Raw genomic sequence first — 14,667 nt, forward strand, 5'->3', positions numbered from 1 at the left:
ATTAATGGATTCTGAACAAGTTGGCTAGTCACTAATTGAGGGGAGCTTGGGCTTCCTTATTTTAGAAGTTTTCTAGTACAATTTTGCCTTTCGACTTGCCTGATTCAAGTAACTTATGCGCCTTTTCCAAGTTTGCAGCGTTAATTTTGCCTAGATTTTGGTTGAGGGTACTTCTAATTTTTTGCTGGTCAACTAATTGGGCAACCTGTTGCAACAGATCACCTTGCTTTTCAATATCATCGGTTTCATACATTGAACGGGTGAACATCAACTCCCAATGGATAGAAATAGATTTAGTCTTAAACGGCATAATATCAAAGGTTTGTGGATCATCGATCAATCCAAGCTTGCCTTGTGGTGCAATCAGAGAAACTATTTGCTCGATATAGGTGTCTGTATGATTTGTAGAGAATACGTATTTTGGTTTTGCAATGCCTAGTGTCTCGATTTGTGCATTTAAATCTTTGCTATGATCAATGACATGGTCGGCACCAAGTGATTCCACCCAAGATTTCGTTTCTTCACGTGAAGCTGTTGCTATAACGGTCAGATTTGTTTTTGCTTTTAGGAGTTGGATAGCGATTGATCCTACACCACCTGCACCACCAATAATTAAAATACTGCCAACTTCTGTTTCTGAAATTTGAAACCGATCAAACAGCATTTCCCATGCCGTTATTGCAGTTAATGGCAATGCTGCTGCTTCTGCATTAGATACTGTAATTGGTTTAAGACTGATAATTCGTTCATCGACTGCTTGATACTCAGCATTACTACCATCTCGGGTTAAATCGCCAGCATACCAAACAGAATCTCCTACTTTAAACGAGGTAACTTTTGAGCCAACTTCAATAATTTCCCCAACGGCATCCCAACCTAAAATACGATTATTTGCTTCAGACGAATTTTTTCTCACTTTGGTATCAACTGGATTCACAGAGATTGCCTGAACTTTTACCAGTACATCACGCTCCTTAAGCGTAGGCTTCGCTTTTTCAATATCTACCAATGAATTTTTAAAATCATCATGGTTATTGATAACATACGATACGGCTTTCATAGATTTGTCCTTAACTTTAAAAAATATAGGGCGTGTTGAACATTCAAATATTAGGACTGCTGATAGATAAAATCGCACCAAACTAGGCGTAAACCGACGATAATGTCGAGGCCTTAGCTAGGTTTACAACACCGTTTGGGGTGATTTTAGCATCAGCCCTTCGGGGCGGGGCTCTTTTTTGCCAATACATGGCGAAATTGTCTATCCTAGAATAACTAGGCTTCGAAAATTTCACTGCGTATTGCCTGAAAAATAGCCGCCGCCAGTGCCACATTTGAATGTTCAACACGCCCTAGTAAAAATGGGAGCGAAGTGCTCCCATTTTATGTTATTCAATAATTAAAACTCTTGGCTCGTTGGGCGCAAAACAATTTCATTAATATCTACATCCGCAGGCTGTTCAATTGCATAAGCAATTGCTCGAGCGACTGAGTCAGCTGGTATGGCTTGTTTGTAGAAATCAGTAACAAACTCTGAACTTTCTTTATGAGAAGAACCGAATTTTAGTTCTGACTCAATTGCACCAGGCTCAATAGTAGTCGTTCTAATTGTTCCCCCAACTTCATGACGAAGGCCTTCTGAGATGGCTCTTACAGCAAACTTAGTACCGCTATAAACAGTACCTCCTGGACTAAATACTTTTACCCCTGCAACAGATGCGAGATTAATAAAGTGTCCAAAGTTTTGTTTTTGGAAAACAGGTAGGGTAGCTGCTATACCATAAAGAACACCTTTAATATTAATGTCGATCATACGATCCCATTCATCAACTTTTAGCTCACTTAATGGTGCAATAGACATTAATCCGGCATTGTTTACCAATACATCGATTTGACCAAATGCGCTTAATGCCTTTTCAATAAGTGCTTGTACTTCATGTGGTTTGGTTATATCCATACCAATAAATTCAGCTTGACCACCTTCAGCACGAATGTCGTGAACAATAGCCTCTAATTTTTCAGTACGTCTAGCACCAATTACGACCTTTGCACCTTTTTTAGCAAGTAAGCGAGCAGTAGCTTCACCTAAACCACTACTTGCACCAGTGATAACAATAACTTTATTTTCTATATTATTCATACAAGTAACCTTCAACCTATTTGTCAATCATATTTGAGGGTTAAGTATTACAGCCTTGTTAGGTATAATAAATGAATAATATTATCTTTCAGAATTCCTATTTGCGGAATAATTAGCATAACACAGGATTGGACATGCAGAACAAATTGGAAATGATGCGTATCTTTTGTGTCGCAGCAGAGTCTCGAAATTTTAAAGAGGCAGCAACTCAGCTGGGTATTTCCCCACAGGTAGTGACACGGGCAATAAAAGAGCTAGAAGAGCAGCGCGGGGAGATTTTGTTTTACAGGAGTACTCGACAAATTAAAATTACCGCTGATGGTGAGCGTCTGGCAAAGCAAGCACGTCTTGCGGTGGAATCGATCGATGCTTTGCTTGTAAAAGACACCAAGGAAAAACGAGATGAGATGCGTGGGACTGTCCGTCTTACTGTGTCGTCTGTGTTAGGGCGTAAAGTGGTAGTACCTGCACTAGCAGAATTTGCCACACGTTATCCAGATATTGTCGTGGATTGTGTGCTAACAGATTCACACTCGGATGTGATCGATGAGCGGATAGATATCGGGATCAGATTTGGATTTTTGCCGGACAATCGATATGTGGCAAGGGAATTGGCTAAAGTGAAATTTTATTCTGTGGGTACGCCAGAGTTAATTGATAAGGTTGGAATGCCCAAAAAAATTATTGACCTTGATAAATACCCTCTAACAGCACTATTCGATCATAAAACAGGGCGTTACTGGCCATGGACATTCACCGAAAGTCGAAGCTTTACGCCATCAAAGCCTCGTTTTATTACAGATGATTTAGAAGCTGAATTTCAAGCTATTCTCGCTGGAGTTGGATTCGGACACATGCCTGGATTTCTAGTTTTGCCGTGGCTTAGGAGTGGTAAGCTCATTCATATACTTCATGAGGAAGCCTCTCCCGTTTGGCGCCTGTATTTATATCGTCCACAGCGGGGCCCGACACCTTTGCGAATCCGAGCATTGTTTGATTACTTAGTGGAAGTGCTGGGCCGTATAGAAACCTGAATCAGATGGAACTAGGGCGTGTCCCCATTTAGTCATAAACGCTTGAATTAGGGACACGCCTAACCTTTTTTCTAGAAAGTAGAAATCAGATAAGACCATCATGTATTCAGAGTAACTACGATTTTTCCTATTTGCTGATTTGATTCAAGATAGCGCTGAGCGTCATGCATGTCCTCAAAGTTAAAGCAACGGTCGATCACTGGACGAAGATATCCTGCACCTATACTGCTCAGAATAAATCGTCTGGCTTGCTCCCTTAGAACAGGGTCATGGAGAACCTCAAGGAACAAAAAACCTCGCATGGTTAAGCTCTTGCGTAATGCAACTTTAAGGGGGAATGGTGTGATCTCCGGGCTAAGTGCACCATGCATAACCATCGTTCCTCCTACCGACATCGCTTTTGCAATTTGTTCAATATGTGGCCCTCCTACAGCATCGAAGGCGACATCAAGATGTTCTCCACCCAAACGTGAAACAAGCGCCTCATACAAATCGGGTTCATCTTCACTGGCTATAACATTTTTAACACCGAGATCCAGTAAACGTTGCTTTTTCTCTATCGTCTGTGTACTTGCAATGACCTTAGCACCCGCTGCTTCAGCGATCTGTATCGCAGCTAGTCCTACGCTACTTGAAGCTGCTGTGATCAAGATCGTTTTTCCTTTCGATAATCCACCAGCATGGATTACACCACCCCAAGCCGTCAAATACTGCATCCAGATTGAAGAAGCTTCTTCCCAGCTTAAACTATCGGGTTTGTGAACTAAAAAAGTTTCTGGAATCAGAAGCTTGTCCGCATATGTCCCATATTTGGCTAGATTGTCAGTCGGAAGAATCGATACTGCATCTCCTGGAGAAAATTGGCGTACACCTTCACCTATCGCAAGAACTATGCCTGCTCCCTCATATCCCAGACGAGAAGGGAATACTGCCTTTTGAATATAAGTACCACGCCGAAACATTACATCGGCCCGGTTGAGTCCGATCGTTTTCATCTGTATTAGAACTTCTCCTGCGGCTGGTAAAGCAACAGGAAGTGTTTCTAATGTCAGAACATCTGTATCTCCAATACAATTGAAGCGCCAAGTCTTGGCCTGAAGTGCGTTAAATGACATCGATAACTACCTTAATATTAGCAGAGCGATCTTGAACAGCATCATGAGCCTCAATCGCTTGGTCTAGAGTAAAATGACGAGGATCAACAATAGCACGCAGTTTACCTTCCTCAACGAGACGAGTCGCGGTCTTAAGGACATCACCATGATGAGAACGGCGATTGCCTGTTAACGTCGGCATTAGGACGAATACGCCAGACACTGTGGCACACCGTAGAGATGAATTCGCTAAATTATGATTGCCAAATGCAGCACAGCTGGTGATGTGGCCATAGTGAGTCGTCATGGAAAGTGAAGCTTCGAGTACTGGACCACCCACAGTATCATAAACAATGTTAAAACCTTGACCCTCAGGGCTTGCAGCAATAATGTCATCGGAAGATGCTGTTGTGTAATCGAGAGGTGTTGCACCGAGTTCTGAAATCAGTGATTGATCAGCTGTACGACCAGTCGCCCAAACATTTGCATCAAGTGCTTTTGCAAGCTGAACCACCATATAACCAACGCCACCAGCACCACCTTGAACCAGTACAGTTTGCCCTGGTTGGACCTTCGCATTATCCACTAAACCTTCCCAAGCGGTGAGGAACGTCAATGGTAGTACTGCTGCCTCGCGCATAGAGATATTCCGTGGCTTTAATGCGATCAGATCAGCATCTGCTACAACATATTCTGCTAAAGATCCTTGAAGACCACGAACGCCACCAATCAGACCGTAAACTTCATCTCCGACGTTGAAGTGGGTGACACCTTCACCCACAGCAGTTACAACTCCAGCCATATCCGTTCCCAACACGGCAGGAAGCTCTGGCATAGCATATGTTGCTTCACCAAGACGAATTTTATAATCAATAGGGTTTACACCACTGGCATGAATACGTACTAGAACTTGCCCAGCCTCTGGTTGAGGTATAGGGAGTTCTACACGTTTAAATTCATGATCACCAAAATTTTCTAGGATAAGCGCATTCATCATCTTATTCATAGTTGTTCCTTATTTTTAACTGGGGGATGACATGCACAATACCAAAGTAAATTAATCCAATAAATGATATTTATAGGATTTAATAATTCCTAAATAATGAATAATAAATATCATCCGCTCACTAAAAATAGGCTTTGTTGCACAAAACTATTTCTAAGGCTTATGCCACAATATAATTTTCAAATGAATAATCCTGCACCTAAAATTTATCGTACAACCAATTGGTCTTTATATAACCGAGCTTTCATCAATCGGGGGGAATATTGCCGGTGGAGTAGTCAAGGTTGAGTGCCATCTTCATTTAGAATTTGCCCTGTGTGCTTTGGTGTAATTAAAGGTGCAGTCGGACGCGGTCCTGTATATTGCAAGCCGATACCAGCATAGACATCATCTGCTGCAGTTTCAGTTCCAAAACGTTCTTTGTCTAGTTCTCGGATTTCTTGGCTAATTTCTTCAACATCACTCTGGTCAACACCCATTTCTTCTAAAATTGCACCGCCAAATAGCATTGCCGACTCGAAAGTTTCGCGTATCATGTAATCCACATTTTGTTTTGCTAAATGCAGCGCATGCTCACGGTCATAAGAGCGAACCAGTAACTTGGCCATAGGAAATTCATGTTGCACCAACTCTACGATCTTATTCGTCGTTTCTTTGTGGTCTACGCAAACAACAATGGCTTCAGCCGTATCTGCTCCAGAGGCATGTAAAATATCTAAACGAGAACCATCGCCATAATAAATTTTAAATCCAAATCTTTCAGCGTTTTGAATCATATCGATATCATTATCAATGATGGACACATCAATGCCTCGAGCAAGCAGCAATTGACTGGAGACTTGTCCAAAACGACCGAAACCAATCATCAGTACTTTTCCAGAAAGTCCTTCAGCAATACGGATATTTTCTAAAGAAGTTTGTTCTGTAGTTTGGATAAAACGTTTAAACAGAATGCCTATGATGGGGGTCAAAATCATCGACAAGATTACAATTGCAGTCAGGTTTGAGCTTTCCTCAGCACTAATGATTTGAGCACTCATGGCGGCAGTAAAGAGTACAAAAGCAAACTCCCCCCCTTGAGCCATTAGTAATGCGCGATCGAGTGCTTCAGAGTGTGAACTTTTGGCCAGGCGTGCAGTCAGATAAATGATGGATGCTTTGACAAACATCAGCAGAATTACAGCACTTAAAATTAACGCCCAGTTATTTTTTATGACGTTAAGGTCTAATGACATGCCTACGCCTAGAAAAAATAATCCGAGCAATATGCCACGAAACGGTTCAATATCTGCTTCAATCTCATGGCGAAAAGTGGATTCGGAGAGTAATACCCCTGCAAGGAATGCCCCCATTGCCATCGATAAGCCACTAACTTGCATCAGTAATGCTGCGCCGAGCACCACCAAGAGTGCTGCTGCAGTCATGACTTCACGGGCTTTGGCTGCGGCTAATAAGCGAAATAAAGGGTTAAGCAACCAATAGCCTGCAGCGATTAAACCTGCAATTGATATTAAACCAATTCCGATGCTCTGCAAACGCGCAGAAGTACTTTCAACAACATGATTCGGTGCGATAAAAGCGACAATTGCCAATAAAGGGACAATCAATAAATCTTCAAACAGCAGGATCGAGACAATTTTTTGTCCTCGTGGTTGAGCAATGTCTCCACGATCTCCCAAAAGTTGCATCACAATTGCAGTCGAGGTGAGTACAAAGCCTGCAGCACATACAAAACTCACTTGCCAAGAATAGCCATAGGCCAAGCCTACCGCCATTAACCCCAATGAACAGGCACTAATCTGTAATGTGCCTAATCCAAAAATTTCTTTTCTTAAACTCCATAAATACGATGGACGCATTTCTAGTCCAATCACAAACAGATACATCACAATACCAAGCTCAGCAACATGCAGAATAGACTCAGAATCGTAGAAAAACGCTAGTCCAAATGGACCAATAATTAATCCTGCAATTAAATATCCCAATACCGAGCTTAATCCTAGGCGCTTGATTAAAGGGACTGAGATCACTGCCGCTGTGAGCAGTATGACAGGGGATAGAAGGCTGATAGATGTGGCTTCTGCACTCATATATTTCTCAGATTTTGTATAGAGTCTGTTGACACTTCAAGTATAGAAAGTAGATTCAAAACACAAGTGCAACAGGTTTGTAGTTAGTTGAAACAGTTATTCACTATATCCGAATTTCAAGTAATCAATGGGATAATTTTATCACTGCATTTAAAGACTGTTAGCAAAGTATTGGTAAGTTTTTCACTATAGGTGTTGAGGGAAATAATTGCAAAATAAGGCATCGAATTAGATGTGTTAGTTCAGTATTGAGTGTGGCTTTAGCAAGAATAAGGATATTAGGGCGTGTTGAACATTCGCAAATAGGCACTGCTGATCGCTAAAATTGTTCCAGACAAGGCACAAAGCGACGATAATGCAGATGCCTTAGCGAGATTTGTAACGCAGTATGGGGCAATTTTAGCATCAGACCCAACGATAAAAGCAGGGGACAGAACTCTTTTTTGCCGCTTCACCGTTAAAAATAAGCGCTTAGAATGACTAAACTTATTATTTTTAACATCGAATCGCCTAAAAAATAGTCGCTGTCAGTGCCATGGTCGAATGTTCAACACGCCCTAATGCTTCTCGCAATATTCTAGCGGTAGGACATACCACTTTGTCTGTGGAGGAAAGATGCGGTAAAGGTCGCCTTGTGAAGCAGAAAGCATGCCTAAATCTGTGAGAAAGTCGCCTAAGAGCTTTTGCTTTTAAAATCTCTGAGAAACCTGTTTCGTAAAGAGTTAGTCGAAAGTGGGGGGGAGTATGTCAGAAGTTTAATTTTATGGGTATACGGATTTAATGGTTGATGAGGTAAATTTTTCCCACTAACCGGTTACCGCCCTCAGATGGTTGATAGATCGACCCCGTAGTTGAGTTCCTCGGCTAAGTCCGGCAGACCGTAACCGATGGTTTTCTTATAGAACGGAGAGACCTTCGCAGTTGGGGCCTTCTTCTTGTGCTTCGTGGTGTAGAGCATTCGTGCCCGCATCACCTCGAAGGAGTAGCCACGTCCCTCCCGGTTCTTGTCCTTGGCCAGTCGGTTGATGGACTCCGTGTAAGCGTTGGTGACGGGCATGCCCGTCTCAAAGTAGGTCATGATCTCTTCGCGCCACTTTCCCACCGCCCTGACCAAATCGCTCCAGACTTCCTTCTGTCCCTTCGGGATGCTGGCTATCCAATCGTCCAGAGCGACTTCTGCCTGGGGCCGTGTGATGGCGTCCCAGATGCCGTAGAAGCGTTCCTTGTGCGCGTAGGCGGCCAGCAGTTAAGGGAATGCGCCTGTCCAGGTCTCCATGATGAGCCGTTCCCGGTCTGAGACTTCGTGGGCGCGTTTCAGTAGAATTTTCCGGTCTCCCTTGAGGGTTCGGCTCTGGGAGGGTTTCAGCTCCTTTTTGATGCCCTTGCGCTCTTTCTCCAAGGCATAGTTGGCCATGCGCACCACATGGAACGTATCAACCACGATGCGGGCCTGTGGCAGCACCGTCTTGACCGCTGTCCGGTAGGGATTCCACATGTCCATGCTGACGATCTCGACCTTCTGGCGGTCTTTCATTTTCATCAGGTAATTGCTCACCACGTCCTGACGGCGGGCAGTCAACAGGTCGAGCAGAGTTTTCTCCTCGATGTTGGTCAGAATGCAGCGGTAGCACTTGTTCAGGTACAGCTCGTCGATGCCCAGAATGCGGGGCGTCTCGAAGCGGTGCCAGCGCCCCAGAAACGCGGCGCGGGTATTGAAGATGTCGCGTACCGCTTCTCGTCCAGACCGGTCTGGGCAGCCACGAAGGTGTAGGGGTGATTGAAGGATTCTTTCTCCACGTACTCATGCAGCCGAAGCGTCATGCGGAAACTGTCCACCATTTCCGGAAGCTTGGGCTTGAAGGTGGTCTTGCAGGCTCGGCAGGCGTACCGGCGGCGGACCACCCAGAGCGTGACTCGCTTGCCGTGGATGGGCAAATCACGATAGGGAACATCACGCTTGCCGAACCGCACGAACTCACCCTGTACGCCGCATTCCTCACAGGCGATGGGATCAGGCGCGTTCACCTGGAAATGCATATCGTCGTCGTTGGATTTGTAGCCCAGCACCAGATATTCAGGCAAGTGCAGGATGTTGTCGGGCATTTCGGTCATGCGGTAGGCACCGTATAGTATTTGCTTTATACCCCTCTTAGCTTCAACTGCATATCTTATTCACATGCTCTGTAGTTGGTCGCTTTTATGTTTGGTCAACTAGCTGCATTTGAGCTTCATTCATTCGGCCACCGTGCACTGTCAGCCTTGCAAACCCGGCATCCAGTTCACGAATATCGGTAGGTGTGAGCTCTACATTGAGAGCACCCAAGTTTTCATGCAGGTGATTAACATTCCGTGTCCCGGGAATGGGAACAATCCAGGGCTTCTGTGCCAACAGCCAAGCAAGTGCGATCTGCGAAGGACTAACGCGCTTCTGTTCTGCTAGCTTCCAAAGCACATCAATGACGGGTTGATTGGCAGCTAGGCTCTCTTCGGAGAATCGATCAAAGCCAGCGCGAAGATCCGTTTGGGGATCAAAGCTCGTATTGGCCCACATCTTGCCAGGCAGGAAGCCCATGCCTACTGGCCCCCAGGGGACGAAGCCGATGCCTAATTCTTCACAAATGGCAAGAACGTCGTTTGTTTCTGGACTGCGCTCCATAAACGAATATTCGGTCTGCACGGCAGCTAACGGATGAACGGCATGCGCTCGGCGGATAGTCGTTGCACTTGCCTCTGATAGCCCGAAGTGAAGCACCTTTCCCTGATTAATCAGGTCTTTAACAGCCCCTGCCACTTCTTCAATTGGGACCGATGGGTCAACGCGATGCTGGTAAAGCAAATCAATGCGATCCGTTCTCAGGCGCCCGAGTGACTCCTCCACCATTCGTTTGATGTTTTCGGGACGACTGTTAAGCCCTCCGTTCTTGATGTCAAAACCAAATTTAGTCGCAATGGCGACCTTGTTGCGGAACGGTGCTACAGCCTCACCAACTAGCTTTTCATTGGTATACGGCCCGTACACTTCAGCTGTATCAAAAAACGTAACCCCTTTTTCGTAAGCCGTACGGAGAGTTTCTATACCTTGGTTTTTATCTGCCGGTGGACCGTAGTTGGCACTAATACTCATACAACCCGCGCCCAGCGCAGACACGGCTAAATCTCCAAGATGCCGGGTAGGCATACCGGACTCTCCTGAGTGAGATGGAGCCCTCACTGCATCACCTGTTTTTCGGTTGTCCGATGCCGCCCATGATGTTGTCGCTACCGCGAGACCGGCCCCGAGCGAGGCGGCCTTGATTATTAAGTTACGGCGGTCAGGATTTGCGATGTTTGATTCAGTTTGCTTAGTAACGCTTTCACTGTTGTTCATAAATTTAACCTCACTAGAAGTGGTTTTACATATACTGGACCGTGGGACGTACGAGAATTTCGTTTAACGTCACGCGTTGCGGACGGCTGATAGCGAACGAAATGACTTCGGCAATATCTTGGGCAGGAATGGCCCAATCCAGAGAGTCTTTAGCTGCTTTTTTGCTGTCATCATGAGTAATATGATCCGCCAGCTCAGTAGCAATAGCGCCTGGTTCAATAACCATTACTCGAATGTCAGGCTGAAGCTCGACGCGCAGTGACTCTGACCAGCCGTTGATGCCCCATTTTGTAGCCGAATAGGCAGCAAAACCGGCAGGAGCTATACGACCAGCGACCGATGAAATATTGACCAAATCTCCGCCACCGTTAGCGCGTAGCTGTTCAAGGAACACGTCGGTGACGGTCATTGCACCAAGAAGATTCACCTCTACCATTTGGCGGTGCTCTGCATGCTGTTCCTTACTAAACGGCGCAGTGAGCATGACGCCCGCATTGTTAATAAGGATGTCAGCCCCACCCAGCTCACGCTGGACACGTTCGGCCGCCGCAACGATCGAGTCACGATCAGTGACATCTGCCTGAATCGCGATGGCGGCGTCGCCGAGCGAATCGACTAAGGCTTGAAGGCGGTCAACACGCCGAGCCAGTAACGCTACTTGATGGCCATCTGCCACTAGGGCACGGGCCGTTGCTTCACCGATTCCTGACGATGCGCCAGTGATCACCGCCACTCGAGCAGTCTTTGGTTGGGTATTCATCATCACCTCTTTATTTCCTAGTTAGTGTTAAAATTCTCTCGGGTCACCAAGCCAATCAGTACTGAATCTGCGTCGTTTAACATGTCCAGTTTTGTAGCCAAAAAGCGTAGGGCGTAGGTAAAACTACCTCAGACTGTTCAATTCCCATATCTCGGGCCGCTTGGAACGGCCAGTGCGGATTGGCCAACAGCGTACGGGCGAAGAACACCACATCCACCTGTTCGTCTCGGATAAACGCGTCGGCATCTTTGGCACGGGTGATCATCCAGCTTGTGCCTACCGCCAGCCCGGTTTCGGCGCGAACCCGTTCTGCATAGGGCACCATGAAGTTGGGCCCCCACGGCACCTGCTCGTCTGGTGTCGATAGCGCAAGTCCGACATCAACCAAATCCACACCCAGGCTTTTGAACCAGCGCAGCACTTGAAGGGCTTCGCTAAACGAGTGTTCTGTACCGTTATCGAATTCCGTAACTCCAAGTCGTATGGTCAAGGGCAAGTCATTCGGCCAGACATTGCGAACCGCTGTGACGGTCTCCACCAAAAAGCGGGCACGGTTTTCCAGCGACCCACCGTAGTGGTCGGTTCTGCGGTTAGAGTGCTGGGAAAGAAAGCTCTGCCCCAGGAAGCCGTGAGCAAAATGCAGCTCTAGCCATTCAAAACCCGCTTCGTAGGCCCGTCGGGCGGCGTCCGCAAAATTCTGCTGGGTTCGTTGAATGTCAGTGAGCGTCATCGCTATGGGTAGGTGTGGTGACTCAGGCATATAGGACAGTGCACTCGGGGCCACGGGTTGCCATGCTTGCGGGTCGGTTTTCGCTAACGGAGCGCCCCCCTCCCAAGGCGGCGTGCAACCGGCCTTACGACCGGCATGGCCGAGCTGAATACCAGGTACGGCACCGTTGGATTTGATCGATTGCGCAACAGACGCGAAGCCTTCAACCTGAGCGTCGCTCCACAGACCCGCATCGCCTGGGGTAATGCGGCCTTCCGGGGAGACGGCTGTGGCTTCGACGACCAATAAACCCACGCCACCACGGGCGAGCATGGTGTAGTGAGTCTTGTGCCATTCGTTCAAGAACCCGTCTTGGGCCTGGTATTGGCACATAGGCGAGGCTGCGATACGGTTTCTCAGCGTAATTCGCTTGAGATTGAATGGTGAGAAGAGAGAAGGCATTGGCTACCCCGAGACTGATTACTGATAGTGCCTCATCATAACCAGGTAACTGTCTCTGGAGTTGCCAAATTCAAGCGCATCATTGCCTAAAACGACGAATGCTAATCATAAACAAGAAAATGAGGTGTTGGTCAGTGTTATACTGTTGATACTTAGATGATATGGACGCTAGGCATGCAGCAACACTATGTGGCTTATAACAACGGATCCTCTCCGATTGGTACGTTGGCCAACACTATTGAAACTATTGCCCAAAGTGATGGTGACTACGCCACGGCTATACCAGGGCTTTCACTCCATCGGAGGCGTACCCCAACGGAGCCTGTGCACTGTATCTATACGCTGGGCTTGGGGGTAGTGGCACAAGGTGGCAAGCAAGTCATGCTGGGAGACGCACTGCTCGAATACGGTAGAGGAGATTGTATGCTCACGACGATCGACCTACCTGTGATCTCTCACATTACCCAGGCTCGAATCAAAGACCCTTTCCTGGGCCTTATGTTAACTATGGACGTACGAACTATCGTTCAGGCGGCTTCGGAAATGGATTTACCTCCTCTTCAGCGAAACTCCACCTCTCAGCCTATTACGGTGGCAGCGCTAGATGATCTCATGATAGATGCACTTACACGCTTGGTTAGGCTGACTAGCGAACCGCTGTTAGCTCCCAAGCTAGCACCTCTCATTAAAGAGGAAATTATAGTGCGATTGCTGGCAGGCCCACTCGGATCGCAGCTCAGAAATTTCCTGATCACGGAATCGCCAAGCCATCAGATCACAAAAGCCATTGCCTGGCTAAAGCAACACTTCGCACAAACACTACAAGTGGAGGAGTTGGCAGCCTACGTACACATGAGCCAATCCACTTTTCGCCAGCATTTTCGAGCCATTACCGGCACTAGCCCGCTTCAGTTTCAAAAACAACTGCGGCTGCAAGAGGCTCGGCAATTGATGCTCAACCAAAATGTCGATGCAGGAACCGCCAGCTCGTTTGTGGGTTATGAAAGCCCTTCTCAATTCAATCGGGAGTACCGCCGCTTATTCGGCGCACCGCCCCGAAAAGATGTAAAACAACTGAGGCAGGCGGGTGTCATGCGGTAGGTTGTAACGATAAAGTTTCGACCGAATTTCAACCAGATATTCCGTTGAGATAATAGCCTTTAATGCCGAGTGCAAATTAATAAATCAACCAGATATTCCGGTTACCCAATTTTATAAGTTATTGTAAAGATTCGGAAAGTTAATTATGGCATCCAGTTGCAGAGCCAATAGTGACTTCATTTAATCTCAGCATACTTTTTGAAACACTACCTAAATTTTTAAGGTTTATAAAAAATATTCCTTTTTTATACTATGGGGTACATTAGTATTAATGCTAGAAATAAGGAGGTCTGATGCCTAATCAGGTTGAAGACAAAAAAAAGATTCTTCTACGTGTCAGAAAGATCAAAGGTCAGACGCAAGCGATTGAAAAAGCATTAGAAGACAATGTGGAATGTGGTGCAATTCTGCAACAATAGCATTATGTCGAAATAAAAACCCAGATTTTGGCTCAGCTATGGGGAAATTTTTTTTAACTTTTATACAACAAAACTTTCTGACATGTATACATTAGCAATGTCAGAATCAGTTTTCATTCTAATCAATTGTGGAGTTTTAGTCATGCTTAAAACAGCTTTATATGTCCGTCTTGAAGCTAAACCGGGTAAAGAAGACGAAGTGGAAGCTTTCCTTAAAGCCGGTTTACCTATTGTAATGGAAGAACCTGCGACAGTTGCGTGGTTTGGCCTACGTCTTGGACCTACAACATTTGGTATTTTTGATGCATTTCCTGATGAGGCGGGTCGCCAAGCACATTTATCTGGCAAAGTTGCAGCTGCTTTGATGGCTCAGGCCGATGAGCTATTTTCAGAGCCACCGTCTATTGAAAAAGTAGATGTTTTGGCTAGTAAACTACCAGCTCATACCGACGCTTAAATGTATGAGGGTGCTGCCTGAAATTTTG

General features: G+C 46.0%; 11 protein-coding genes and 3 pseudogenes. 5 read left to right on the forward strand and 9 right to left on the reverse strand.

Going from position 1 to position 14,667, the window contains the following annotated elements:
- Positions 1 to 61: 61 nt before the first annotated feature.
- Both CXF62_RS10100 and CXF62_RS10105 read right to left on the reverse strand, forming a co-directional pair.
- Entirely contained in the window at positions 62 to 1,060 is a 999-nt protein-coding gene (locus tag CXF62_RS10100; RefSeq protein WP_102094237.1) for a zinc-binding alcohol dehydrogenase family protein, read from the reverse strand.
- Positions 1,061 to 1,399: 339 nt separating this feature from the next.
- Positions 1,400 to 2,140 carry an SDR family oxidoreductase gene (locus CXF62_RS10105; RefSeq protein WP_102094239.1) on the reverse strand — a complete coding sequence of 247 codons (741 nt, stop codon included), beginning with the start codon at positions 2,138 to 2,140 and terminating at the stop codon, positions 1,400 to 1,402.
- A 134-nt stretch (positions 2,141 to 2,274) separates the two neighbouring features.
- On the opposite strand from CXF62_RS10105, the gene CXF62_RS10110 reads away from it, so the two are divergent.
- Entirely contained in the window at positions 2,275 to 3,174 is a 900-nt protein-coding gene (locus tag CXF62_RS10110) for a LysR family transcriptional regulator (protein ID WP_102094240.1), read from the forward strand.
- Between the two features lie 98 nt (positions 3,175 to 3,272).
- Here CXF62_RS10110 and CXF62_RS10115 read toward each other — a convergent pair whose 3' ends face one another.
- The 3 genes from CXF62_RS10115 to CXF62_RS10130 form a co-directional block, all read right to left on the reverse strand.
- Positions 3,273 to 4,289, reverse strand: a complete 1,017-nt coding sequence (locus CXF62_RS10115; RefSeq protein WP_102094242.1) for a zinc-dependent alcohol dehydrogenase family protein — start codon at positions 4,287 to 4,289, stop codon at positions 3,273 to 3,275.
- A complete protein-coding gene (locus tag CXF62_RS10120; RefSeq protein ID WP_102094243.1) occupies positions 4,279 to 5,274 on the reverse strand; it encodes a zinc-dependent alcohol dehydrogenase family protein in 996 nt (331 codons plus the stop codon). The genes CXF62_RS10115 and CXF62_RS10120 overlap by 11 nt, the downstream gene beginning before the upstream one ends.
- A gap of 278 nt (positions 5,275 to 5,552) precedes the next feature.
- A complete protein-coding gene (locus CXF62_RS10130; protein WP_102094246.1) occupies positions 5,553 to 7,364 on the reverse strand; it encodes a monovalent cation:proton antiporter-2 (CPA2) family protein in 1,812 nt (603 codons plus the stop codon).
- A 98-nt stretch (positions 7,365 to 7,462) separates the two neighbouring features.
- Between CXF62_RS10130 and CXF62_RS10135 the strand changes: the two are divergent.
- Positions 7,463 to 7,597 (forward strand): annotated as a pseudogene (locus tag CXF62_RS10135) (IS1 family transposase); the annotation flags it as partial.
- Between the two features lie 590 nt (positions 7,598 to 8,187).
- Here CXF62_RS10135 and CXF62_RS10140 read toward each other — a convergent pair.
- The 4 genes and pseudogenes from CXF62_RS10140 to CXF62_RS10155 all read right to left on the reverse strand — a co-directional run bounded on the left by CXF62_RS10140 (position 8,188) and on the right by CXF62_RS10155 (position 12,662).
- Positions 8,188 to 9,476: pseudogene (locus tag CXF62_RS10140) on the reverse strand (ISL3 family transposase).
- An 85-nt stretch (positions 9,477 to 9,561) separates the two neighbouring features.
- Complete coding sequence (locus CXF62_RS10145) at positions 9,562 to 10,731, reverse strand: aldo/keto reductase (protein ID WP_228153214.1); 1,170 nt, start codon at positions 10,729 to 10,731, stop codon at positions 9,562 to 9,564.
- 25 nt (positions 10,732 to 10,756) lie between these two features.
- Positions 10,757 to 11,491 (reverse strand): SDR family oxidoreductase, encoded by a 735-nt coding sequence (locus CXF62_RS10150; RefSeq protein WP_102094247.1) that lies wholly within the window; start codon positions 11,489 to 11,491, stop codon positions 10,757 to 10,759.
- A gap of 76 nt (positions 11,492 to 11,567) precedes the next feature.
- The gene (locus CXF62_RS10155) at positions 11,568 to 12,662 is read right to left on the reverse strand and encodes an NADH:flavin oxidoreductase/NADH oxidase (protein ID WP_102094249.1); all 1,095 of its coding nucleotides are present in this window, start codon (positions 12,660 to 12,662) and stop codon (positions 11,568 to 11,570) included.
- 174 nt (positions 12,663 to 12,836) lie between these two features.
- Between CXF62_RS10155 and CXF62_RS10160 the strand changes: the two genes are divergently transcribed.
- From CXF62_RS10160 to CXF62_RS10170, 3 genes and pseudogenes are all read left to right on the forward strand, one after another.
- Positions 12,837 to 13,763, forward strand: coding sequence for an AraC family transcriptional regulator (locus CXF62_RS10160; RefSeq protein WP_102094250.1), 927 nt, complete (start codon positions 12,837 to 12,839; stop codon positions 13,761 to 13,763).
- Positions 13,764 to 14,056: 293 nt separating this feature from the next.
- Positions 14,057 to 14,179, forward strand: a pseudogene (locus CXF62_RS10165) (metal-sensing transcriptional repressor); the annotation flags it as partial.
- Positions 14,180 to 14,324: 145 nt separating this feature from the next.
- Positions 14,325 to 14,639 (forward strand): putative quinol monooxygenase, encoded by a 315-nt coding sequence (locus tag CXF62_RS10170; protein ID WP_004812141.1) that lies wholly within the window; start codon positions 14,325 to 14,327, stop codon positions 14,637 to 14,639.
- The last annotated feature ends 28 nt before the right edge of the window (positions 14,640 to 14,667 follow it).

The sequence above is a fragment of the Psychrobacter sp. MES7-P7E genome (genome assembly GCF_002863645.1).
Lineage (GTDB): Bacteria > Pseudomonadota > Gammaproteobacteria > Pseudomonadales > Moraxellaceae > Psychrobacter.